The sequence below is a fragment of the Alteromonas sp. RW2A1 genome (genome assembly GCF_001886475.1).
Classification (GTDB): domain Bacteria; phylum Pseudomonadota; class Gammaproteobacteria; order Enterobacterales; family Alteromonadaceae; genus Alteromonas; species Alteromonas hispanica.
The window spans coordinates 635,315-660,482 of sequence record NZ_CP018031.1 but is presented as its reverse complement, the minus strand read 5'-3'; the positions used below and the strand labels follow the sequence as shown (position 1 = coordinate 660,482).

Annotated in this window: 20 protein-coding genes and 2 pseudogenes; 3 read left to right on the top strand and 19 right to left on the bottom strand. The window is 41.9% G+C overall.

From position 1 onward, the window contains the following. The first annotated feature begins 67 nt into the window (after nt 1-67). On the top strand, nt 68-391 hold the full coding sequence (locus BM528_RS03000) for a hypothetical protein (protein ID WP_071978599.1): 324 nt from the start codon (nt 68-70) through the stop codon (nt 389-391). A gap of 261 nt (nt 392-652) precedes the next feature. Further along, complete coding sequence (locus BM528_RS02995; protein ID WP_071981123.1) at nt 653-2,014, top strand: AmpG family muropeptide MFS transporter; 1,362 nt, start codon at nt 653-655, stop codon at nt 2,012-2,014. A 17-nt stretch (nt 2,015-2,031) separates the two neighbouring features. Here the strand turns inward: BM528_RS02995 and BM528_RS02990 are convergent, their stop codons facing one another. The 17 genes and pseudogenes from BM528_RS02990 to rppH all read right to left on the bottom strand — a co-directional run bounded on the left by BM528_RS02990 (nt 2,032) and on the right by rppH (nt 21,645). After that, nucleotides 2,032-3,000: a sensor domain-containing diguanylate cyclase gene (locus tag BM528_RS02990; protein ID WP_071978598.1), complete on the bottom strand. Its 969-nt coding sequence runs from the start codon at nt 2,998-3,000 to the stop codon at nt 2,032-2,034. 2 nt (nt 3,001-3,002) lie between these two features. Further along, nucleotides 3,003-4,076, bottom strand: a complete 1,074-nt coding sequence (locus BM528_RS02985; RefSeq protein ID WP_071978597.1) for a response regulator — start codon at nt 4,074-4,076, stop codon at nt 3,003-3,005. Nucleotides 4,077-4,085: 9 nt separating this feature from the next. Beyond that, nucleotides 4,086-4,358, bottom strand: a pseudogene (thyA, locus tag BM528_RS02980) (thymidylate synthase); the annotation flags it as partial. A 60-nt stretch (nt 4,359-4,418) separates the two neighbouring features. Next, a complete protein-coding gene (locus tag BM528_RS02975; protein ID WP_071978596.1) occupies nt 4,419-4,907 on the bottom strand; it encodes a hypothetical protein in 489 nt (162 codons plus the stop codon). Between the two features lie 91 nt (nt 4,908-4,998). Then, complete coding sequence (locus BM528_RS02970; RefSeq protein WP_071978595.1) at nt 4,999-5,430, bottom strand: polymorphic toxin type 44 domain-containing protein; 432 nt, start codon at nt 5,428-5,430, stop codon at nt 4,999-5,001. 316 nt (nt 5,431-5,746) lie between these two features. After that, complete coding sequence (locus BM528_RS02965) at nt 5,747-7,036, bottom strand: tyrosine-type recombinase/integrase (protein ID WP_071978594.1); 1,290 nt, start codon at nt 7,034-7,036, stop codon at nt 5,747-5,749. Next, nucleotides 7,036-9,267, bottom strand: a complete 2,232-nt coding sequence (locus BM528_RS02960; protein WP_071978593.1) for an AAA family ATPase — start codon at nt 9,265-9,267, stop codon at nt 7,036-7,038. Before BM528_RS02960 ends, BM528_RS02965 begins: the two co-directional genes overlap by 1 nt. Further along, nucleotides 9,261-9,674: a hypothetical protein gene (locus tag BM528_RS02955; RefSeq protein ID WP_071978592.1), complete on the bottom strand. Its 414-nt coding sequence runs from the start codon at nt 9,672-9,674 to the stop codon at nt 9,261-9,263. Before BM528_RS02955 ends, BM528_RS02960 begins: the two co-directional genes overlap by 7 nt. Further along, nucleotides 9,664-10,248, bottom strand: a complete 585-nt coding sequence (locus BM528_RS02950; protein ID WP_071978591.1) for a hypothetical protein — start codon at nt 10,246-10,248, stop codon at nt 9,664-9,666. The genes BM528_RS02955 and BM528_RS02950 overlap by 11 nt, the downstream gene beginning before the upstream one ends. Beyond that, a complete protein-coding gene (locus BM528_RS02945; RefSeq protein WP_071978590.1) occupies nt 10,241-12,334 on the bottom strand; it encodes a tyrosine-type recombinase/integrase in 2,094 nt (697 codons plus the stop codon). Before BM528_RS02945 ends, BM528_RS02950 begins: the two co-directional genes overlap by 8 nt. Further along, on the bottom strand, nt 12,334-15,267 hold the full coding sequence (locus BM528_RS02940; protein ID WP_071978589.1) for a hypothetical protein: 2,934 nt from the start codon (nt 15,265-15,267) through the stop codon (nt 12,334-12,336). Before BM528_RS02940 ends, BM528_RS02945 begins: the two co-directional genes overlap by 1 nt. A gap of 14 nt (nt 15,268-15,281) precedes the next feature. Beyond that, entirely contained in the window at nt 15,282-16,196 is a 915-nt protein-coding gene (gene thyA, locus BM528_RS02935; RefSeq protein ID WP_071978588.1) for a thymidylate synthase, read from the bottom strand. Nucleotides 16,197-16,454: 258 nt separating this feature from the next. Next, nucleotides 16,455-17,021, bottom strand: a pseudogene (gene thyA, locus BM528_RS02930) (thymidylate synthase); the annotation flags it as partial. 15 nt (nt 17,022-17,036) lie between these two features. Next, complete coding sequence (lgt, locus tag BM528_RS02925) at nt 17,037-17,840, bottom strand: prolipoprotein diacylglyceryl transferase (RefSeq protein ID WP_071978587.1); 804 nt, start codon at nt 17,838-17,840, stop codon at nt 17,037-17,039. Nucleotides 17,841-17,844: 4 nt separating this feature from the next. Then, entirely contained in the window at nt 17,845-18,651 is an 807-nt protein-coding gene (locus tag BM528_RS02920; RefSeq protein ID WP_071978586.1) for a sulfite exporter TauE/SafE family protein, read from the bottom strand. Nucleotides 18,652-18,766: 115 nt separating this feature from the next. Next, on the bottom strand, nt 18,767-21,058 hold the full coding sequence (ptsP, locus tag BM528_RS02915) for a phosphoenolpyruvate--protein phosphotransferase (RefSeq protein WP_071981122.1): 2,292 nt from the start codon (nt 21,056-21,058) through the stop codon (nt 18,767-18,769). Nucleotides 21,059-21,102: 44 nt separating this feature from the next. Then, nucleotides 21,103-21,645 (bottom strand): RNA pyrophosphohydrolase, encoded by a 543-nt coding sequence (gene rppH, locus BM528_RS02910; protein ID WP_071978585.1) that lies wholly within the window; start codon nt 21,643-21,645, stop codon nt 21,103-21,105. Nucleotides 21,646-21,759: 114 nt separating this feature from the next. On the opposite strand from rppH, the gene mutH reads away from it, so the two are divergent. After that, nucleotides 21,760-22,437 carry a DNA mismatch repair endonuclease MutH gene (mutH, locus tag BM528_RS02905; RefSeq protein ID WP_071978584.1) on the top strand — a complete coding sequence of 226 codons (678 nt, stop codon included), beginning with the start codon at nt 21,760-21,762 and terminating at the stop codon, nt 22,435-22,437. A 123-nt stretch (nt 22,438-22,560) separates the two neighbouring features. Here mutH and BM528_RS02900 read toward each other — a convergent pair whose 3' ends face one another. Continuing rightward, a complete protein-coding gene (locus tag BM528_RS02900; protein WP_232230560.1) occupies nt 22,561-23,535 on the bottom strand; it encodes a DNA mismatch repair protein in 975 nt (324 codons plus the stop codon). Between the two features lie 60 nt (nt 23,536-23,595). Continuing rightward, entirely contained in the window at nt 23,596-25,101 is a 1,506-nt protein-coding gene (locus BM528_RS02895; RefSeq protein WP_071978583.1) for a CYTH domain-containing protein, read from the bottom strand. Between the last annotated feature and the right edge of the window lie 67 nt (nt 25,102-25,168).

The window sequence follows — 25,168 nt, the reverse complement described above, 5'->3', positions numbered from 1 at the left end:
AGTTTAAGAGCAGTCGCAATGTTATGAACTATAATACGCTCAGTAGTAAGAAAACGGTTGGGGTCTTATGACTGTGACAGAATTTGTTGATAGCAAGTCAAAACAGTTGTGTTTTTATCTAAAAGCTTTTTGGAACGAAGGCTTGCCGGTAGAAGAGCTCGAATTGTTTTTTTGGGACTGCATGGAAGAATGGGGGCAAGTCGACTGTACTCTCACACAACCTTACACCGAAAAAGAGCGCGTATTCTGGCACGTGCTGCATCAAATTCATTACTGGAATGACGACAAACTTAAAAGTGACCAGATATTGATTGATGAACTCACTCATTGTGTCAGCTTTTTAGAAAACACTGGAAAGTGCCCTATAGACTGCGTTGGAATACGACCTTAACCCCTACTCTTTTATCGCCATCAATGAGTCCATAGCACACCTTGTTGTAGTTTGGGCCTCTTTAAACTCGTAAATTCCATATCCTCAGTTACTTGCAAAAAGTAGTAACCTCAAAAACCCTTTATCTGAAGCTTTTTTGTAGAAAAACACTGCCACCCATAAAAAGTGCTGACGCTGTTTTCAGCTTTCTGACAGAGGTCATTGGTTGTACGTGTTGCCATTTTCCCCTTTACATGGCTCAATACACAACTTGACTCTCTGATGGGCAATATTTTGCTAGGCGCTATAAAAACATATAACGACAAACGCTTTTTAAGCATTTTTTGCTTTGGTATTGCAAGTGGTTTTCCATGGATAATGATAGGCTCTGTGCTGTCAGCCTGGCTAAAAGACGACGGTCTGTCTCGCTCGGCCATTGGGTTATTCGGCATTATCTTTGCCACTTACTCAATCAACTTCTTGTGGTCTCCACTGGTGGATAGACTAAAACCACCGATTTTAGGCCAGCGAAAAGGCTGGATTTTTTCCATGCAGATTGGCATCGTTGCATGCTGCATAGCCATGTCTCAACTCACCACTTCGTCTCATCTTTTTTACATCGCGCTTGTAGGGCTTTTCACTGCCATTTTTTCAGCCACTCAAGATATTGCTATTGATGGCTTTCGCATAGACTGCATTGCCGAAGATGATAAAGACGGTATGTCTGCAGCCTCTTCCGTAGCAACCGCAGGTTGGTGGACAGGCTATGGCGGCTTGGGTGCTATTCCTTTTTTCCTTGCAGATCTGACTGATTGGAGTTGGGCCAACATTTATTTGTTGCTAGGGGTATTAATGGGCGTGCTTGCTATAGCTACGTTACTGGCCAGAGAGCCGGATATCGACAGAGATGCACTTTTTGACCGCATAGATTCTAATGGAACAGGCACTGGCTCTGTAGACTCTAAGGCCGGCGTCAAAGATAAAATTTCACGCTGGTTAAAGAGCACATTAGTAAGCCCATTTTCTGAGTTTTTTGCTCGAAATGGAGTGAAACTAGCGCTTTCCTTCTTATTATTTATTTTTCTCTTCAAAATAGGTGAAGCCTTTCTCGGGCGCATGAGCATTGTTTTTTATAAAGAAATTGGCTTCACCAACAGTGATATTGCTACCTACTCAAAACTACTGAATTGGTGGGTAACTATTGTATTTTCGCTGTTAGGGGGAATTGTAAACATTCGCTATGGCATTTATCGCGGATTAATGGTGGCTGGCATCGCTATGGCAGCGTCTAATTTACTTTTTGCAGTAATAGCACAAACAGGCCCTTCCACCTCATTACTGGCCTTCACCGTGATTGTAGACGGTTTTACGGGGGCTTGGAGCACGGTAGCCATGGTGGCGTTTATATCGCTACTGTGTAATCGCGCCTTTAGCGCCACGCAATACGCCCTAATGGCATCTTTAAGTGTGGCAGGAAGGACATTTGTCGCCTCTAGCAGCGGAATAGTTGTGGACAGTTTGAACGGAAATTGGAGTCTGTTTTTTATACTCACGGCGGTAATGGTGATACCAAGCTTGGTGTTCCTCTACAGCATTCGAGAGCATATTAAAAACGTGCAAAATCCGTTAGCGCCGAGAACATGACGGCCATAGTATTACACTTATTCTAACTCAACCTCGTGAACGCAATACTGGTTACGCCCACTCTCTTTGGCACGATATAGCGCTTGGTCGGCTTGTTCTAACCAAACCATAGGGCTATCCAGGCTTTGCTCAAACTGTGCAAGCCCCAAACTAACAGTGAAGGTAATGGTTTGCCCATCGTGCTCTACTTCAAGGAGTTCGGCCAGCCCTCGTATTCGCTCGGCAACACGCGTGGCGTTTTCAAGCGTAGAATCGGTAAGTATGATGGCGAATTCTTCGCCGCCGTAACGCCCTGCAAGATCAGTTTCCCTTACGCAGCGCTTGATAAGCGCGGCCAGCATTTTAATGACCTTATCCCCCGCTTGGTGACCGTAGGTATCGTTGACCCGTTTGAAATGGTCGATATCTAACATCATTGCGGTACTGGGCTTGTTTCTGCGTTTTGAGAGCTTATAAAGCTCTTCAAACCGCTCTTGCCAATAGCGTCTGTTGTACAGACCGGTTAACCCATCTACCCTACTGGTAATTTTAAGCTCTTCATTAAGCTCTGCCATGCCGCGCTTGCCTAGCGCTTGCTCTGTCACGTCGTAAACCAGAATGCAGAAATTTTCTACACTGCCGCTATCGCCCACAAGAGGAAACATGGTCACGTTTTGGTACATATGCGACGCGGCGCTGGTCACCGGTCTGCTACTTCCAAACTTGAATAAATACGGACGCTGCTCCCAAATAATAAAGACAGGGCTTTTAAGACTGAAGACCGGGTCTACTTTTGCCGTTAGCCACTGCTTATCTATTTCAGGAAAGTGTTCAAATAATGAGGTGCCCAACAGCGACGATGCTCGTTTACCGCTGTGGTTAGCCATAAACTTATTCCACACCTCAACTTCGAACTGCTGGTTTAAAATGACAATACCGACTTCGATAGAGTCTAGTAATTCATCAACAACATTAGGCGTGGAAGAAAGAGTAACACTGCTATGCATCGCTATTGACGCTCCCTGTCGGTGTTCATTAATCGCGCGTAAATTTGATTCATTGCATTGCCGGGAAACAACAGCAACAAATCAAAAGAGATGTCCTTGACTTTTATGGCATAGCCAATTTCAACGGCCATAACTTTGCCCCATTGATGCACATTCTCACTTAGAAGCGTGGAAAGGCCTTGGTGTTGCCCTAATAATACGGGGTGAGTATGACTGAATGCCACCGCCAACTGCTCTGACAAACCATTTAAGCAAGCACCAATGAGAATATTAGACACATCCATCAGTGCCTCAAGCTCTAGATTTTCAGATGATGCGGAGGGCGCGTATTTAAGTAATTCAACGATATTCTGTGATTTTGTATCGTTAAAAATAACCAAGGCTTCACCGCTTATTCCTTCACTAACAAAGCCCTTAGAGACTGCAGAAACACGATCGTTTCTGTTGATATCTGCAACAGCCATTGAGAGCTCATTGCTCTCTATTAAGTTAACATTAGGAATAGGTAAATCGATAAACTCACCTAATAACTTGGCAAGGTTTTCACCTGCGCGCCCCATGGCGACATTCACCATCTCGCGATAGGCGTCTAACTTTTCTTCTTCGGTGACCGCGTCTTCGCTATTCCCAATGGCGTTCCCAATGGCATTGCCAGCGGCTGGCGTAGCACTACTTTGTTGGCTAGTGCCCCCCGTTGCCAAGCTGGCACCGCTATAAATGCCGTAGGAAGTTAAAATGTGCATGAGCTTGGCATTGTCTATGGGCTTGCGAATAAAATCGATAGCGCCGAGCGACAGCATACGCTCACGCGCTTTCTCTTGCACATCGCCAGATACCACAATGACTAGACACGGAAGATCTTCTTTGCGAATCACCTCCATAGTCTCATATCCATCCATTACCGGCATATTCAAGTCTAAAAAGACAATGTCGCCCTTTCCTTCTCGAATTTGGCTAAGCGCGTCTTGTCCATGCTCTGCAAAAGATACCTCTACATCCCAACCGTCTGGAATACTGCGCGCCATTTGACGCCGAGCAAACCCGGAATCATCGCAGATCAAAATGGGAGTACTCATTATATCTCCTCAGATAGCGACAGGGGCTTTTATATGTGGGTGAGACTGATAGTTTTTAAGCTCAAAGTCTTCGTATTTAAACTCAAAAATATCTTTCACTTCTGGGTTAATTTCCATCGTTGGCCGTGCAAATGGTTCACGGCTAAGCTGAAGCTCTACTTGTTCGAGGTGATTAGAATACAAATGTGCATCGCCAAGGGTATGAATAAAATCACCGGGCTCTAGGTCGCACACTTGAGCAATCATCATGGTAAGCAGTGCGTAACTAGCAATATTAAATGGTTTTGTGACATTGGGGGGGTAAACCTAAAATCGTTTCGCACAGAACTGCAAGAAAATAGTTTAAGACTCATGATTATATACAAAACTAAAATACCAACCATCAAATTTTTTACTTGCTATAAGAGGCATATCAAAAGACGTATTTTCTGCCGATGAAATAATGTTATTGTAAGCATGAACTTTTTTATCAAATGTTTTTGGTGAATCAATTTGATAAGTGTAGGAATATTTTTTCCCCATACCAGCAAAACCTTCCGCATATACTAACACTTCCAAAATGCATTGAGAGTCTTTCCCTGATCTATAATCAACATATTTTCCAGATACCTTATTTAGCAAAACATCCAATTCAACTATACTTTCCTGCCCGGTTTTTCTTGGTGTGTATCTTTTAAATGTATCAGACTTGTCTAATTTGCAAGCCATTTCTGTCAGCTCACTAAACACTTCAGAATTGACTTGATAATTTTTTACTAGCCCCTCAAACGTTGGCCTATCCGAGCACGAAAACATAAAGATCGAAAACAGTAATAAAGAAAAAAGTCTCATTTTGAATGTTACTCCTATTTAGTAGAATACAAGGAAAGCCTAGCGGCAGAAAATAATTTCTACTACTAGGCTAATAAGTTAAGGAATAGCCTTATTCAATCCAACAATAAGTTGGGTAACCTTCTTGCACAAAGCACCATTCTTCTCCACCATCAAAAGGCGGCACTAAATAGCCTCCATCCCCGCCAGAGCTGCCTGAACCTCCACCTAAGTTTCCGCTTCCTCCACCAGAGCCAGCAGTCCCCCCCGGTAAGTTTGATATAGTCTGCTCATCTAAACATGAAATTGAAGACTGATTGTTTATGTCTTTCATAAAAACTTCTTTGTAATATCGTACACCTCTTAGCGTTTGTTCAGCATCCCCGGGAGCGTCTCCAGTATTCGTCAGAAACGCTTTAACTCCTGATGGAAATGATTTCCAGCCTTTACCATTTACTTGTTGGTAAAAAGCTGCCCCACGTAACAGAATAGATTCAGATAATCCAAGAGCTGAGCCAATAGCTCCATATAGAAAATTACCCATCTCTGCCGTAAGCGGTCAAAATAGACCGCTCTTTTATTCTTAAGCTAAGCCCCTAAAATCTAATCATTGATTAATATAGGAGAAAATATCAATGACTAGACGAAGCTTCTGTGTTGGTTTTTTTTGGCGAAAGATCTGATCACCAAATGCCATGAATGTTCCCTAACTCTTTGACTTTATTTTACTATTCGTGGGGATAGCTCAGGATTTAATTCAAGGACTACCATATTGCACAACTGTCTAATATTCAACCAGTTTTCATGGGTTTTTGGTTTACCTGTAAATGTTTGGGTAAAGTTCTTATTAAAGCCCGTATTCAAGCCAAGTCCTTTTTTACGTATTTCTCTAAAAGTTCCGTAAGTTTTTCCTCAATATGATCACCATTTAAAATAGCTTCAAATAGCTCACTAGCCATCTCAATCTGAGACAATTGTTTTTTGCGTGTTTGAACTTTAACCTCCAAATCACGTAGTAATTCGATATTATTCATTTTGGCTGCTAATCCTTCACTTCGAGATAGTGCCAAATAGTGCCGAAGGGATTGAGGATTTGAATGACCCGCTTTTTCAGCAGCCTTTATCAATACATCTTGAGCAGACTTTGGTTGCCCCCGATCATCAAAACCATCAAAAGCAGCAACAATATCCGTTAAACCTTTTGCCCTAACGCGATGGCCTGTTCCTGAAACCCCTGCCTTTTTCATTAAGCCTGAAAGCCTTCGAGAAATATATTGTTTATTCAACGGTTTTCCTGTTGTAGAGGCAAGGAAAAGTTCATCGGGTTCTTTGTAAAATTTATTTCGCTTTTTCGCAGCGCTAACCGCATCTGAACGCTCATTTTCAATGTATTCGCGAATTAACTCCATTGTTTCTGGTAGGAACTCCAGATCGCGATCTATTTTTCTTTTACCTGTCACTTCAACGTAGAAGAGCTTATTTTCGGCCTGATATTCTTCTATTTCATCCCAGTCAGGTACATCAGAGACTTTGATTTGCAAGGCTTCCATTCTTCTTGCTGAGCGTTCATAGATTGTAAAAATTAAGGAATCTCGCGTCCCAACCACATCTGATTCCTCAATCGTAACTGCATGCAGAAGTTCTAGATCATCATTTGTCGGAGTCGGTTTCGCTTTAGACGTTGACGATGGTATATGGGGCCACTTCCAACTAGTTTTGGTTTTCTCAGCAGAGATTGCGTACTCTTTGTCGTCATCATAAATGGCGACATGATGGCGAATAACTTTATTGCGTTCAGCCCATAAGTAAAAATCAAATACAGTGCGTAATACACCTGCGACATAGCTGTCTTTATTGCCACTCATTATTTTAGCATCACGAAACTCAACCAAATGACCGTCAGACACATTTTGCCATGATAATCCCTTACCTTTTTCATCAATAAACCTTAAGAAGGTTTGTAGTTGATCTGCATAAGTGGTTACGGATGTGATTTGATCGGTATCTTTTATCGCCTTAAAAATAAGATAATTGCTTACCGCTTCGATAACCCCATTGGCATCGAAAAAAACAGGAACACCGCTATATGATGATTTGCTAAATGCCCCTTGTAAAATGCAGTTTTCATCGGTTGTTTTATAAAAGATCATTAGGCGCTCTTACTTAGCTGATTAAGCCGTAATCTATCGAGGTGATGGTTAAGTCCAACAATTCGCTGTTCAACTGTTGGTGGTTTATTGACCGCTCGTTTAATTAGCTCAACATTCCCTATAAACACCACCTGTTCAACACCTCTGGTTAGTGCAGTATAAACCCATGTTCGATCAATCATTTTTCCATTGATTACTGGAATGATAACTCTACGAAATTGTGAACCTTGTGCTTTATGGCAGGTGATTGCATACCCCCACTGTAAAGTATCGATATCATTTTCATCTAGCAACACTTCTTCGTTGTCAAACGCAACGGAGATAATAGAAAGAGGTAAATTTGCTCGTTGTGCATCTTCTATTTCACGAATTGTTGCTAACCGAGTAATCCTCCCCAAAGAGCCGTTCATTATATCCTTTTCCCAGTTGTTTACGGTTGCCATAACCATATCCCCCACCATTAGCCCTGTTGGTTCTGGTGCGGCATTTCCACGGTTTAAACAAACTTGCTGATTATCACCTACATACTTATTTGATAGTTTTCGGTTTATACCAAGAGTTCCCCAATCGCAATCCTTTGTTGTTGGGCATATAATTTTCACATCTGCTTGTTCATCAGTACCGCCTAGCTCATCTAAGATTTTCTCGATTTGTCCAAAAATATTTTCAGCATCTGCGCTAACAACTGTAACACCTGTAGCTTTCCCACAATAAGTAGGTAACTCAGTCCAAACACCTTCTCTAACGCTCTGTGAGACCATTGGAATGCCTGTGCTCTCATCTTGCCTCCAAACCTTGGTTAGCCTTGTTACTGGCTCGCTCAACTCGTCTGACAGCACATGAAAGACTTTCCCTGCACCAACGGGTGGTAATTGAGCGGCATCTCCAACTAAGATAATTTTTTGAGAGGGTTTAATACGCTTAAATACTCTGACCAATGAATACAAATCGACCATAGAACATTCATCAATGATGATATGTGTAGCAGATTGAAGTTTGTCTTGATCTAGCTTGTTGAGGAAACCAGCAATAGTAATTGCATCTTCCCCTGTTGTTTCCTGCATTCGTTTAGCAGCTCGGCCAGCAAGTGCCATTTGAATTGCCTGACCACCAGAATGATTTAACACATAAAGCAGTGCCTCTAGTACACTTGTTTTACCAACTCCTGCACCACCTGTTATCACTGACAATGGCTTTGATAAACCATAGTAGACAGCTTGGGTTTGTTCACTAGTTAAAGGGTAGTTAGCTTGCTGCCACGTAGTTAAGTATGTTTGAATACTACCGTCCATTCGCTCTTCTTGGGTGATAGTTCGATTATATATTTCATCTGCAATAAAGCTCTCCTGAAGCGATGCGCCACGACTCTGATAAAGGTCAGGGTTCAACATTACAAAGCCGCCATTTACGTAAACCTGTTTTAGCGCCAGTTTTGCTAAATCACTACCAATGAGCTTGGAAACTGACTTAAGTAAAGTTTCTGCATCTAAAGCAGTATTGCCATCGTCAGTATATGCCGCGAATAGCACTTCTGTTACTGCTGCATGAAGCCTTCGTGGATCATCATGCTTTATTACAAATTGCTCAGTTGCAATCTTATCAATCTTCTTCCATGTCACTGCGAAAGCAATAAGTCTGTAAGGGTCAGCTTCAAGTTTATCTACTGCGTCATTGCTATATGCAGCTATAAGTTTTCGCCCAAGCCATACAGGTAAACGATAAAGTTCTAGCCATTCAACCAACTTGCCTTTTTTATCATGATGCCACCCTTGGATAAGGGTATGAGCTTTGTCTTCTGTAAGTTCTTCAACTTGTGATAATGCTTTAAAATTTTTTTCATCCAAGAGTCGGTAAATGTCTTGACCAAAGGCTTTATACAGAGCTGTTGCGGTTTTGACTCCAATATTGGCAAATGTTTCGTTGAAGGTGATATATGAAATGAAGTTTTCACCTTTCGGCTGATGTTCAACGATACTGGTAGCTTTAATTTGCTCTTCGACTTCTCCTGTATGCTTGTTGATATACTCACCATGTTGGCGAGCTTTTACCTTAAAGCGCTGACCTTGGTATAGGCGAAAGTCTTCACCTGCCAATTTCCCCGTTAGGAGTACATTAACTTGTTTGTCTGAGTGCAGTCCCTCATTATCAAGAACAATAGCTTTAAAAACACAACCATTATCACTTTTATAACGAACACGTTTTACTTCAACGTCTACAACAACGTTTACCACGGCAAACGCCCTTGTGCTGCAAGTTCATCATCGGCATCAACCCAGCCATATTCATACAACTTAGCCTTGAAACGACCGTTATCCTCAAGCAATTGCGCATTGCGTTGCTCTAATCTTGATACCCTTTGCAACAATTGCTTTGTTTCATGATTCTTAACTCCGGGCGAAGGTTTAACATTAATTTTTAATCCATTAGCTCTGAGTTTTTTTTCATATTCAGCAATAACTTTAATAGCATGATCATTTTGTGATACCCAATTTGCGCCACAACCTAGGGTTTCGCGTATCCACGTACGATTAATTCTTCCATTGACTATCTCGATGTTGTCATTTTCAAAAGAAGATTTAAGTAATTCGTCCAAACTGGATTCTAAGTTCTTCCGCTTACTTTGGTTGTCAGTTCGCATTATTACCACCTTTAACAAACTCAACTTTAGTTACTTTAGACGCCTTTCTATTCTCGTATTGCGCTAATTTTTTACGCAGTAAAATGATTTCATCACGTGCTATTTGTAATTCACTTAACGTTTCATCTAGTTCTTCAGTTAAACCTTCAACTTTGCTGTTAATTAGTATTAACTCTTCTTTTAATCGCTTAGTTTCTTGGGAATATTGCACATATTGGTTTGCTGCATTGGTCAATGACTCATTGAGTTCTTTGTTTTTCGCTTTTAATTCAGTTAATTTTTGTTCTTTTGGCTTTTTAGGTAGTTTCTTTTGTTTTTTTAGTGTCTCTAAGCAATTTGCAATCTTTTTAACTTTGCGACCATGCTCTTTATGCGAAGTGACAAATGAACTTGGGCTGCCTATTTTCTCAATGCCCAATTCATCACAAACCCAATTACGCACCTTTGTTAGACTGGTAGGTATTTCAAGTTCGGTATGAGCACCTATAATTTTTTCATTCAATACTCTAAGACGAAGCTCAATTTGCTCAGCCAACTTTTTCGCTTTATCTTCATTGCTTTCTGGACTATTCATTTGGCACCTCAAAAGGAGAGCTTGCATTAGCTTTTGTTAATAATTCTTGTAATGAAACAATTTGAACTCCAGTAATTTCATCAAGAACAGAGCCTTTCTCACAAAACGATTTAGTTTTTTCTCTTGCCTTAATATCATCAGAAATAGCACCTGAAAAACGATCTGTATAAGCTGCAAAAGGGCAACCGCCACACGTTTCGACAGAGCCTTTTGCAATATTAGGTTCACCTTTATCATTGGCACAATTTGAGTGCTTTCTTAGTACGGTTTTTTTAGGGCAAACACAAATAGTTCCCCAAACCTGTTGGGTAAATTCGGCTCCAACACGTTTCATATAACGCATTAGTTTTTCAACAACTCGCTCACGCTCAACAACATCAACTTTGCCACGAAAATGTGTTAACCAATCTGATAATTTTCGCTTGATTTTGTCACCGCTTTTGCCTCCTATGATTGCCTTACCAGACGCTACTCTTCGTAAGAAACTGGCGGTCCATCCTTCACCAATCTCTTTCATTTCCTTCATGAATTTTTCATCGGTAATATATCGTTTGGTCATTTCGATATTAAAGTGACGTAGATGATGCGACAGTGCGCCAATATATGCACCCTCAAAACGATAGTAATAGAGCAAAGCAAACATTCTACGAAATTGATGAAATGAAAACTTCCACTCATGAGATGAATCTTTGCTTACAAAAGAAGTGTAAAAATCTTGAAGGCTACTTCTCACTTGTTGATCGTTTAATTTAACGACTTCACCTTCTCTGGAAACGTATTGCCATAATGTATCGTTGTCAGATAAACCTCTTGCTTTTTCGCTGAGCTTTTCAAGTATATTAATGGCTTTTTTAACTAACACTGGAACTGGGCACAAGTCATACCGCTGACTTGTTTTTTCAATGTAAATAGTTAGCCAATAAGCACCATCACCTCTTTCTTCATCGATACATTGATATCCGAGATCGAAAATCTCTTCCTTTCGCCTTGCTGTTAGTGAAGCGATAACTGTAAAGCATGCAGAAGCAAGATAACGAACAACACCTTCTAGAGTTGCAACTCCATTATTGCTCTGTTTTCCATCCCTGATATTGAGGTTTAAGCCTTTATTTGATAACCGCTTTATTGCGATTTCTGCATCAGCACCTGAGGCATATAAATCAAGAATCTCATCACCGTAGTTAAGCACCCAATTTGCACTTTCTCTCATCATTGCAAAAGCAACTTTAGGAGGTATAGTTTTGGTTCTCTTACTTGCTGTTCCAAGTCTACTAGCGGCTTTCGATGCCCCCTCAGGGAATGGATTTTTAGGGAATGGTTCACTTTTAAAGTAATGTTGCCAGCTCCAAATTTCCTCCAGTGGCATCAATTTTCTGTGTAAATCCTGAATTGTGACAATATTAGGGATAAGGTCTAATTCCTCTAATACGTCCTGAACAGTAAGCTTTTCCAGTTCAATGCCTTCAAAATCCTTTTTTAACTGACTCTCATACCAATCAAGAATTCTAGTGGTGTATGTAAAGTTTCTAATTGGCAAACCATTAACACCAACCAGCTTATATATTTCACCTCGTTTAAGGGTGTTGGCTTGCCTGAATGGTAACTTACGTCCTTCAAGCAAATGTTTTTTGATAGCGTTAAATACTTTTTCAGGAATGCTAAGGGAAAACTCTGCGCCAAAAGCAGCATCATTTGCGAACTTTTCAAGATGAGTTTTAGTTATTTTTGCTAACGACCTGATTTTGTATTGACTTAACCAACAAATAAACGATAACAGCGACCTTATCCGCTGCGCATGGACTGAAGCGCCTATAACGGGGTTGTGTAACCGAAAAACCTCTACATACTCAATTACTAAGTTGTAAAATTCCTTATTTCGCTTATCCGTTAACTTACTACCATCAAGTAGTTTAATATCAAACTCAACACTTGATTTACCGCGATTGTCACCAACTGTATCTGTTATTTCGATTGTATTTTCCGCAATCGAAATATTACTAAGCCAAGGCCAGCTTTCCCTATTACTTTTGAACTTCTCCTCAGCATCAGAAGCCTGAAAAACATCTAATAAAGCTAAATTACTCATTACCAAGGCTCCGGCATTGTAAAGTCACTATTACTCATTTTCTGATTAGCAATTGCAGTGGCTTGTTTCTTGATAAGGCTAAGCTTGCCTCGTGTCATTTTCTCATCTAAAACCACAGTGAATAATGCCTGCCAAGGCACCCAAACATCACTCCACCTATTCATATTCTTGGCAGTAAACGCGGTTTCACTGTTGTCTAATGCTGTCTTCCAAATAATCATGTCAGAAATAGATATAGGATCAGCACTTACTAGCATACGGTCATGCTTGCACTTAACGCAGTTTTCTACTTCATCGCATTTAACCCTTTCACCTGATTCGGTCACAATTTCTCTATCTTTACAAAAAACACCCCAGCCTGTTTTTTCAACTTTTTGCTTCTTTTCATTCCATTCTTTTTGAGTCATGTTCAGTTTTTTATGCGCATCTTCATCATCATAAACCATGACCACTTCAATCGTTTGCTGGAACTCCAGCATATCTTTTTCCATTTGAATACGGTGGGGAAGTTTATTGGTATAGCCTTCTGTAGTTGCACCTGATTCATGTTGAGCAATAAGTTGTGCAACGCCAAGATTCGCAGGATCTTTTAATTGAACATTCAACAAAACCGTTGGCCTAAGCATTGAAGGAACAAGTCTAAATTGCTTTAAATAACTAGAATGATTGCAAATAGCTTTAAACTCATCTCTAAAAGCAAACTCTGTTAGTGGTTGAACAGCCCCTTTTTGATAATATTGCAGCGTATCGTCATCTGATTCAGGTTGTGCTGAACAAATATACTCAAGCGCATTAACAGCACTTACACATTCTACGTTATCGCTTTTGACCGCCAGATCATCATAGATAGGCTTGCCAAACGATCTGTCCTTTTTACCGACTACCTTTTTATGTTGAGCAATGCCTGATTTACGAACACAATCATTAGGTAATGTTAGGGCGACAGCAACGTTAGCTCCGCTTTCACAAAGGTATAATGTTAATGCAGAGCTAATAGCCTTGCGGGTAGGAACTAGATAAGAAGCAACTCGTTCAATACCACCAAAGAGTTGATATTTTTTGTTCCACATTTGCATATTAGTGGTAGCTATATTTGGAGGACAGGCTTTGTAAACTGTTTTAATAATTTTAAGTAGGTTAGCAAGAGTAAGTTGCTTATTGTCGATAGGAAATATGTCTTTGATGTATTGAGACCATTGAAAGGAACTAATCGATACTCTTTTTTCCAACATTAAGCGAAATTCATCACAATCGACAGTTGCCAAATCGAGTAACTCAACTCCTTCTTTGTGCAGCACTTGCCACTGTTTAAAAACGTTACTCGCCTGAATTCGTATTTCTAACAATCGTGATTCCGTGATCTCCTGCATAGCTTCAGAAAGGTCATCAGGCAGGTCAGGCTTATTAACTTTTTCAAACATTAACGTTTCTAGAAAGGCTTTCGTATCCTTACCTTGACTTATTTCGATGCCACGATATTTTGCTGCATCTGTTAATATTTCCTCTACTCGCTCTAACTCATCCTTTTTGATGCTAGCTTCAAGTATCGACTGCCTGTGGCTTTTGTCTTTATTGACTCTACCTTTGGTTAGAAAGGTGTATTTAGGAAGAACTCTTGCGTCACCAAATTGAGTAATGATAAATGTGTTTAAGTTAGCACTAGGGTTTTCAAGTAATAGCGCTGCCCGATATGCCATACAAGCTCTACCAAAATCAGCTTGATTAACTTTTTTATTGTCGCGTAATGAATCAGCAACGTTCCTGTCTATATTTTTTGGATTGGCTAACCATTCGAAAAAATGAAGAATACGTAAATACTTATTTTTTACTGAGCCTGTTGCAGCTTTGTTAGTGACTGCAATAAATGCGGTGCCAATTTTTTCGGCCAATTCGAGACTGTATAATTCGATGAGCGAAGAAAAAGAATATACTCTACCATGCACTTCAGAGTATGGTGTTGCGCCTAAATTGAGTGTAGCTGCACCATAAACATTGAATGATTTTCTAGTTACACCCCGTAGCTGAGTTTGATGGAGCGTTTGTGTACGTTCATCGATCAATTTCATCAGGTTCGGACTAGTTCTGATGGTGTTTTTTGCAATATCTAGCTCTTGTGCTAACCATTTTATACTGATCACTCTTGATGAAGAATCCAGTACTAGTTCTTTGTTTTCGAGTATTTCTGACAAAGCATCCTTGTATTTGTCTCCTGCATACTGCGAATAGTCTTGTTGACTGATGAGTTCATCATATTCTTTGAACAACTCTTTTAATTTAGGAGCACGTGTTTCAGCTACACTAGTGCTTTGATTAGCCGCTAAACCAAACTCCGTCATTACTGATTTACGATTTAACTTTCCACGCTCATTGATAGGTAACTTTTGATTCTTGTTCAACTCTTCTAAATACTTTCTAATATCAGGAACTTTTCGCTCCCAAACCGTCCCCGTAATACCTTGTTCATAAAGCTTTTCATCAAACTCATTGAGCATGTCGCGTGCCCACTGCCATGACTCGGTTTTACCTACAAGAGAATTCGTGGGAAATTTAAACTTTCTTTCAAAAGCTCGGAACGATATTCGCCCAGACCTATCTCCTTGAGGGGCAACTGGCAAGCCATCAATATCACCTTTAAGCTTATCTAGTAGTTTTTTAAATCGCTTTGGAGTGCCATATTCAAAGTTCACCCCTGTAATATTACCGCCTTCTTTTGCGATCAAATCCTTTTCAAAATCATCAACAACATTTTTACACCACTGATATTTATCAAAACCGTGATAGTTAGATAAAGAGCAATGTTGAAAGCCATATGTTTTTTCAATCAGCGAGCGGGCTATTTTGCCTTTGTGTGTAGGTAACTCTTTCTGGCTGAGCAACTCCTGAAGGAATGATTTTAATTTCTCAGGAGTGTTATATGTTTCAAGCCCAGCCATAAATTGAGTTCACCTTATACCGCTACTGGTGCAGGTATTGCAGGGTGAGGGTCATATCCGTCAAGTTCGAAATCATCAATCGTATAATCAAATAATGAATCTGGCTTACGCTTTATAATTAATTTAGGAAATGCTTTTGGCTCCCGTGATAATTGCTTTTTAGCTTGCTCAATATGATTCATATATAAATGCACATCCATACCAAACCAAACAATTTCACCAACATCATAGCCAGTTTGCTCCGCAAGGAGCGTGGTAATTAAGGCCAAATTTGCAACATTAAATGCAAGCCCAAGGTAAGAATCACAAGAACGTTGCACCATACCACCAGAGAGTTTATTGGTATTTGGATCAACATAAAATTGATAATGCTTATGACAGGGTGGAAGAGCCATTTGATCAAGTTCACCGACATTCCAGCCGTCAAATATGATGCGTCTCGATGATGGATTGTTCTTCAGTAAATCAATTACCTGAGAGACTTGATCAATTTCTTGCCCATCTTCAGTTTTCCATCTACGCCACTGTTTACCATATACTGGCCCAAGATCACCCCATTGCTGAGCAAAATCATCGTTAGCAATGATACGCTGCTCGAACTCTTCCATCGTAATTGATTTATCTGCACTACCTTCAGGCTGAGCATCAATAAATTTTTTGTAAGGCCAATCACTCCAAATATGAACGTTTTGCTCAACCAATTCTTTGATATTGTGGCCACCAGAAAGCATCCATAGCATCTCTTTAAATGCTGTTTTCCAGTATACACGCTTTGTCGTAAATACAGGAAATCCTTCAGATAAATCAAATCGCATGGTATGCCCAAAAATGGCTTTTGTACCTACGCCAGTTCGATCAACTCTTTCGCTGCCTGTTTCTAATAACAAGGTCAGTAAATCTAAATATTGTTTTTCGGGGTGTATATTCATTAAGTTGCCTTTTTAAAATTTTGTTATTGATACAGGTTATCGTAACTTGTGCATTGTTTGCCATTTCATCTAAAAATTATTCCCTATATCAAAGTAATTAGTTCGCATTTATGTGTGTTTTGGACTATCAAACCAGCTCTTAAAAATCGTAGATAACGATTCACATAGGATATAATTTTAATAATAGTACAATTTCTATATATATCAATGTAAAAGATCACCCATTCGTGCGTGAGTATCGTTTTTATTATCACAAAAAAATACCACACCTAGGAAGATGTCGCCGCTGCGCTGGTAAAGTTGGCAGCTTAATTTGCCATCAAGCACATAAAACTGAAACATGGTATGACAAGGCGGAAGCGCCTGCTTCCCCATTGCAGCGTTTTCTTTCGGCGAGTATTGCGTATCGGGTAATGCAGCAGGGTTCCAGCCACTTACTATGAGTCGTCTGGAATCTGGGTTATCTTTTATTTGCTGAATTACATCAGATATTTGGTCAATGGTAGTGCCATCACCACGCTCCCAACTGCGCCATTGCTTGCCGTAAACCGGACCAAGCTCGCCATCTTCTGTTGCCCACTCATCCCAAATTCGCACGCCGTGCTCTTTTAAGTAAGCGATATTAGTTTCGCCTTTGAGGAACCACAAGAGTTCGTGAATGATTGACTTTAAATGACACTTTTTGGTGGTAACAAGAGGAAATCCTTCCTGCAGATTAAACCGCATTTGATAACCAAATACGCTTAACGTACCAGTTCCGGTACGGTCTTCTTTCTTCACACCTGTATCGCGTACATGGCGCATGAGAGCGAGATATTCTTTCATTGATTCTTATATCTTCTACGTTTTAACACTATTTTTCGTGCCCATATAAGCACGTACAATTAATCCTACGCCCAAAGCAATCATGGGTAGGCAAAGAAGCTGCCCTTGGCTAAGCCCCATTTGGTAAAGCCCTATATGTGCATCGGGCTCTCTGAAAAATTCCACTATAAAACGAAAACTACCATAGCCCAGCAAAAACAGGCCGCTTACTGCACCAACAGGGCGTTTTTTCGCTGAGTACAGCCATAAAATAATGAAAAGAAGCACACCCTCTAAGGCAAATTCATACAGCTGTGATGGGTGTCTGGGAACATTACCCGCATTCGGGAATATTACCGCCCATGGTACATCAGTGGTTCTACCCCATAGTTCTGCATTTAAAAAGTTACCAATACGACCCGCTCCCAAACCAATGGGCACTAGCGGTGCGACAAAGTCGCCTAACTCTAAAAAGGTAGCCTTCATGCGTTTGGCCTGCCAAGCTAGTGCCACAAGCACACCAATTAAACCGCCATGGAACGACATTCCACCTGCCCAAATCTTAAAGAGATACAGCGGGTTGTCTACAAACATACCAAATTGATAGAAGAAAACGTAGCCTACTCGGCCACCTAATATCACGCCTACAAAACTCCAAAACAATAGGTCGCTTAATTGGTCTTTATTCCACGGCGTTTGCGACAAGCGTTTTTGTGCAAGTAAAAACGCTGCGATAAATCCAACGAGATACATTAATCCGTACCAGCGTACGCTTAATGGTCCCAAACTAAAAATAACGGGATCGATACTGGGGAATACCAGGTAACTGCTCTGTTCCATTATATTATTCAATTCCTAAAATCATTCGAATACTTACCAGCACTAATAAGCAGGCAAGCATAGCTTTTAAAATACGCACGTTTACTTTTTGCCCGAGTTTAGCACCGATGTTTGCGGTAATCATAGAGGTAGCAATGATACCTGCTGCCGCAGGTAAATACACATAACCTAAACTGTACGCAGGTACATCTGGGGCGTTCCAACCGGCAATAATAAAACTCGACGTGCCAAATATTGCGATTACCAGCCCACAAAATGCCGCACAGCCTATTGCCGCACGGGCATTGACTCGAAACCACACAAGTGCAGGCACAAGTAAAGCGCCGCCGCCAATACCCATTAGCGCACTTATTATACCCGTACCACTTCCTACGCAACTGAGCACTGCTCTGCTAGCCTGGTTATCAGACTGCTTTTGCTTGCCGAATATCATCTGTGCCGCGATAAGAATAACTAATACGGCAAAAATATCTTTTAATAATTCGCCAGAAATATGACTCGCAATTTGTGCACCAATAATAGCGCCCACTGCAATCCCCATTCCTGTATACAGCACAATATTTTTTTGAATATTGCCTAACCGATAATGCGCATATGCGGATGACATACTTGTAAACACAATAGTAGAAAGCGACGTAGCTATTGCTACCGGCATTACGGTTTCTGTGGTCATACCGAGTAAGTGAACAAGCAGGTATGACAACACGGGAACGATAATCAAGCCGCCGCCAATACCCAGCATTCCCGCCAAAATACCTACAACTGAACCTAGAAGCACACAACTTAGAAGAATGACAACGACAGGTTCCATTCATTATCCTTTAAATATTTATCATCGGTGAGGGTAGCATAGTTACTATGACGTGGGGCAAAACACTGACGGCAATCAACCATCTTTTTCTATAACAAAACTTAGGTTATTTTTATTACGACCCAGCGCGAATTAACCCAGCTAGCGATTTTCTTTCAAGGTATTCGTTCAGATGAGTAAATACCTCTTGCTGCGAAGATGAAGTAAGCGAAAGAGAGAGCAATTGCTTACATTCTTCTAGCGTGACTTTGCGTAACAACCAGTTAATTTTACGAAGGTTAAAGCCATTCATACTTAAACGACGGTATCCCATACCCATAAGCAAAAGTGCTCCCGCAGGCTCGCCCGCTATCTCGCCGCAAATAGTAACGGGAGTGCGGTTAACATTCGCTTTTTGCACTATATCGTAAAGTGCGCCCAATACGGCTGGATGATAGCTATTGTATAAACTCGCCACCCGCGCATTGTTTCTATCAACGGCCAATAAATATTGTGTGAGGTCATTACTACCTACCGAGAAAAAGTCCACATGCTTTGCAAGTTGTGGCAGCTGATAGAGTACCGAAGGCACTTCAAGCATTATTCCAAGTTTGGGGCGTACTATGTTGTGGAGCCCTTCTTCTGCCTCTTCCGATATTTCTAAAAATGCCTGATTAATGAGTTGCTTGGCCTCAATTACTTCCGAAACCGTAGAAATCATAGGAAGCATAATTTGGAGGTTATTAAGCCCTATGTTAGCTCGCAGCATAGCGCGGATTTGAACCAGGAATATTTCAGGGTGGTCAAGGGTAAGTCGCACTCCACGCCATCCAAGAAATGGATTTTCCTCATTAATAGGGAAATAAGGCAGTGGCTTATCGCCACCCACATCAAGGGTTCTCATGGTTATTGGTAAATCTGGGGCAGCTTCTAATATCTGGCGATACAAAGTGACCTGCTCTTGCTCAGAAGGAAACCTTTCTCTAAGCATAAAAGGAATTTCAGTTCGGTATAAACCTACTCCAGCACCAATTTGCTGCGCGTCAAGCTCTACTTCAGCTGAGAGCCCAGCATTAATATAAAGCGACATTCGACAGCCATCAATTGTCTCGCAAGGCTTGTCAGCCTCCGCCTCAATTTTTTCAGCAATGGCCGACTCTTCTTCTATCAGCTGAATAAACTCAGCTTTAACGGGTCGAGCTGGCGATATTATCACCTCGCCAGAATAGCCATCGAGCAGAATTTCTTTGTCTTCTAGCAGAGCAGGCGACACACTCTGACAACCCATAACGGCTGGAACACCCATGGCTCTAGCCAAAATAGCGGCATGGGAGTTGTTAGAACCACGCACTGAAATAATACCCTGAAGCTTATCTCGCGGGCATTCAGCCAACATAGTCGCTGAAACTTCATCAGCAACGAGAATACAGGGTTCGGTTACCGACTTTTCAGCTAACTTGTGCCCGTTTTGCTCGCTCAAAATGTTAGCGAGTATGCGGTCAGACAAGTCTATAATATCAATGGCCCGCTCCTGCATATACGGGTCTTCCATAGCTCTGAAGCGAGCTGCGTAGCTTTCCACTACCATTTTTAATGATGACGCCGCATCCCACCCCTGACGGATTTTTTCTTCTACTTCACGTCCCAAGCTGTTGGCATCTAAAAGGTGATGATAAAGCTGAAATATTGACTTCACGTCGTCGGGAATGCCATCGTCTAAACGCTGAGACAAGGTGTCTACATGGCCTCGAGTGACTTCTACGCCTTTGCGATAAAGAGCGATTTGATCGGCCGGTGAGCGAGTTCGCTTTACCACCCAGTTTTTTAAATTAATTGACTTATCGGGTGAGAAACCTTTGCCGATGGCAAGCCCTGGAGACCCAGCGATGCCGCGCACGTTTTTCTGCTGGTCGACATGACCAGCAGTATGAGAAAGTGTTAACGCTCCTCGAATGTCCGCATTAGTAATTTCAAGAGCTAACTGAGCTGCTAAGGTAACTAGGAACGCTTCTTCATCTTCGCTGAAGCGCCTAAGATCAGTTTGCTGCAGCGTGATAACCCCAAGAACGCGACGCTGATTGGTAATAGGGGTACCAAGAAACGCGTTGTAATTGTCTTCTCTTACTTCGGGATAATGTTTAAAACGGGGATGGTGTTGCGCGTTTGCAATGTTAAGAGGCTCTTCCCGCTGACCAACTAAACCAATCAGTCCCTCGGTAAAGCCTATGCGAACATGTTCTACCGCGTCGGGATGCAATCCATCTGTCGCCTTTAATACGAACGCTTGGGCGTCATTATCGGCAAGGTATATTGAGCATGAGTCAACATTTAAGGTTTGCTTTACTCTGGACGCAAGACGAAACAAAGCGGTATCGAGTGCAGGAATTTGATTCATTTCCTGCACAATACGCTTTAACGTGTTTAACATTGCGCCTGAGCTATTAGGGGTATTCAACGGTTACTCCTGATTCCTTACCCGCGCCTGCGTTTTTTACCGCGTTTAGTTGAAGCGTTCCCCTGACGTTGAGGACTTCGCTGCTGCGCCGACATGACCACTGGGGAAAATTCCTTCATCACCCTGCGATAAACGTCACGTTTAAACGAAACAACATTTCTAATTGGGTACCAATAACTTACCCATCGCCAGTCATCAAATTCTGGGTGGCCTGTTTTTAACACATTTACATCGCGATCCTGACAATCGAGTTGCAAAAGAAACCACTTTTGTTTTTGTCCTATACAAACAGGATTACTACCTTGTCGAATAAGTCGCTTTGGTAGCTTATATCTAAGCCAATTACGGGTAACACTTAAAATAGTGACATCTTTTGATGTCAAACCTACTTCTTCGTGTAGCTCGCGGAACATGGCTTGCTCGGCAGTTTCCCCTTCATCAATTCCGCCTTGAGGGAACTGCCATGAATGTTGGCCATAACGTCTTGCCCAAAATATTTGTCCCATTTTGTTGCAAATCACTATACCCACATTCGCACGGAATCCATCGGCATCTATCACATAGACTCCCGGGCACACAATACTGGTAATATGTTTTCATTCTTCCACAAACTATGCTCCAATCATAGTGTTAATATTCAATGGCTAAGTTCAAACAGGAATTTTACGATAACAATGCAGCCTCCCCAGTCACCGCCAAGCACTCCAGACGAGTTACTAAGCCGCTGCCATGCTATAGCAGGTCTCTCTCTTGGTGAGTTGGCTTCTATGGCAAATGTGGCAATACCTGCAAACCTGCAGCGTCACAAGGGCTGGCCAGGCATGCTTATTGAAAAGTGGCTAGGTGCTAGCGCCGGCTCCAAACCTCAACAAGATTTCCCAGAGCTGGGTATCGAACTTAAAACCATTCCCATTGATGCATCGTTTGCTCCCCTTGAAACCACTTATGTGTGTTTTGCGCCATTGCTAATGCAGCCAGGCATTACTTGGACAACAAGTAACGTACGCAACAAACTACAGCAGGTATTGTGGCTTCCTATCGAGGGTGATAGGCGTATTCCCCTCGCTGATAGACGGGTTGCTACTGGGTTTTATTGGCGCCCAAGTGAGGAAGAAGACGCCCTGCTACGACAAGACTGGGAAGAGTTAACAGAAAAAATAGTGACCGGGCATGTCGAGTCCATTACCTCAAGGCAAGGCACTGCGCTGCACATTCGCCCGAAGGCCGCAAACGGACGCGTGCTAACAGAAGCCCGTGGACCTGAGGGTGAAAAGCTGCAAACCCGTCCGAGAGGTTTTTACCTGCGCAAAACCTTCACCCATCATATTCTCAATACCGCTTTTGGTCACTAATTCAGCAAACCGTTGCTATTCGCCGCTGCCATTTTTAAGCAAGTGCTTAACTAGGTAGTCGCTTAAAAACTTCTCAGAGTTTAAACCCAGCCGCTTTGCCACTGATGCAACCTTGGTGTCGGTTCACAACAGCACTTTTTTGGCGTACTCCAAACGGAAATGGTAAATAAACCGTCGGAAGCTTTTTTTATCAGACACGCGAAGTGCTATCGCTAACGAGGTTGGGTCGAGGTCTGCACTTCGACAAAACTCAGCGATGGTGAGGCCTCTTTCTTTATACGCTTTACTATCGATGGTGTGACGCTCGGCTTTTGAAATAATACTGCTTATTTCATAGGGTGTTGCTTTTCCTTCTTCTAACCTCTCATGTTCAAAGGGAGATGGAGACGTGTTTCTAACAAATAAAAGGGACGTTAATACAATAAGCAACCCAGTGCCCAACATTAAATGGTGATAACTCTCCCACCCCGCTAGACGGAAAAACCCAAACGTAGCTGCCGTTACAAGCAAAATACTCATAAAAGCAATGCCTACAAGCATGCCCATAAAGCCCGCAAGGCGAGCTATTTTAAATTCTCGAATATCCACGGCCTGTTCAGGTAGATGCCTGTGATAACTTTGAATATGCTCGGTAATAAGAATACCAATGAGCAATACGCTAAAGCCGGTGAGTAGCGGCGCAACGTAAGCCGGCCATAAAAATAGAGGCTCTCCTATTGGCGATTCAGACAACCATTGCATTCTTTGTGATGTGGGAATTAGCAGCACCGCTATTTGGAATAACGCCGTAATAATGAACGGCAGCCATAAACGCCGTCTCGCGGTAGGTTGTTCATACAACAAGGGCTTAATAGCCCTATAACAGCAAGTAATAGCCAAGACTGCGAAGATATCGGATAGGCCGTAGACTACCGCAAAGTCCGGCTCTCCACTTAAACGGATCCATTCATCAGCCATAAATAAAGGCCAGCATAGCAGTGCTGCGCATAACCACCCGCTCTTGCTTTCGCCTTTGTTCGATTTAATGAAGTACACAAGACCAATTAGATAGACGGTAAGTAGCAGTAACAAACCGTAATCTTGCACTGAAAAATACATCGCTATCACCTGTCCATGTGAATTTGAAAGAGAAAAGTCATGATGATACGTCTACGCTCTCTACCAGTAAACATCGCGCTGCATCGCCACTTTTCGAGTCCGCTCCATAATAATAATCAGCGTTGTCAGCTTTTGAGCTGTCCATTTGCGCAGCTCATCCTCTGTTTCTATTTCGGCATCATCTATAGATTTGTGCAACATTAGAAGCGCGTTAAGCTCATCAATACCCGTGAGAAGATCAAGCCACGGCGCTCTGAAATTGCCCCGTTCTTCTACAAATAAATCGCCAAGTAGAAAACCACTCCATAAGGTTTGCCTAAGCAGTACTTCTATGGCTGAGTAGTTTGCAGGCCCCATGTTTTTATTAAGAGGCATACTTTGTTGAACAGTTTGCCATCCCTGTGAGAGCCAGCCCTTCGCATGGTCTGAAACTTTATGATCGTAGCCCGTTGAGCAAGCTTGCCACGGCTTTCTCTGTACAAGGCGAATGGCTTCTATCTTTATATCGGTCGCTTCGTTATTGAAAAATAACTGCTTTGGCTGATGAGCGTGCATTAAGCCTGTTTTTCGCCCCTGCAAATAGCTGACAATGGCAGGGTGCTTACTTAGTGTTTTGCTAAACAAACTTTTCTTTGAGAGCAGATAGCGAAGGCTTTGAAGGTCGTCTTGCCATCCCCATTGCTGCGCGTAGGCGATAAGCTTTTTATGCAGACGAAGTAATTCTGGGCACTGCAGCACCGGCAAATAAAGCGACACGCTTTGCAGTAATAGCTGAATACTTTTTGCTACTTCTGCCAGCATTTTAATACTTCCGCTTTCGCAAAACACATGCTCGTGATGCTGCCAATGGGCTAATGCAATTTGAACGGCCTGACAAAATGCTTCTTCGGTGGAAATGCTCTCTTTTAAAGCAAGAAAGTTAGGCAATGGACGAATTTTAGCATTAAAGCCGTGAAGCAGCTGATAACCCTGCGCAGCTTTAGAAACATCGCTTAATCTCACTTCCATGTTGTCATTAATCAACAAGGCAAGAACAAACAGGCTGTCTACTTCGCCGTCAATAAGCTCAAGCTCAATTTCATTAATTGGCGAGCTAGCTTTGTCTGTGATGGCTTCGCCGCAATCTAGGACAATCTCCACCTTGCTGCCGTTTACCTCAACCACATACGCATTACGAGTGAAATGTGTACTGAACTGGCGTGTAAGACTACTGTTTTTGCTGCCTACGTCCCAGTCTTGAGGCCATACAGAGGCATCGAATAACGTCAAATCTGGCGTGGGTGTTTGTAAGTCGACATTGTATTCTGACCGCGTATGCAAACCTCCACTCACAACACCGTTGGTTTTCAGGGTTTGTTCATACCGACCATCATTCCCTCTTACTCGAAAACCCATCTTGTTTTGTTGAAAGTCGAATTTTTCGGTGTCGTAATAGTCATTTTCCAAACGCATTTGTTGGTGCGAAACAACCGTTACTTTTTGCTTATCAAACAGCGGGATCAAACGCTCGGAAAAGCGCTGCTGTGCATTCTCACCGGTCACAAATTTTAATTCTATTTCTGACATTGTTTTATTTCAGACATATTAGCTCTATGTAAAAGTAGTAGCTTTGGTTACACATCACGGCAAAATT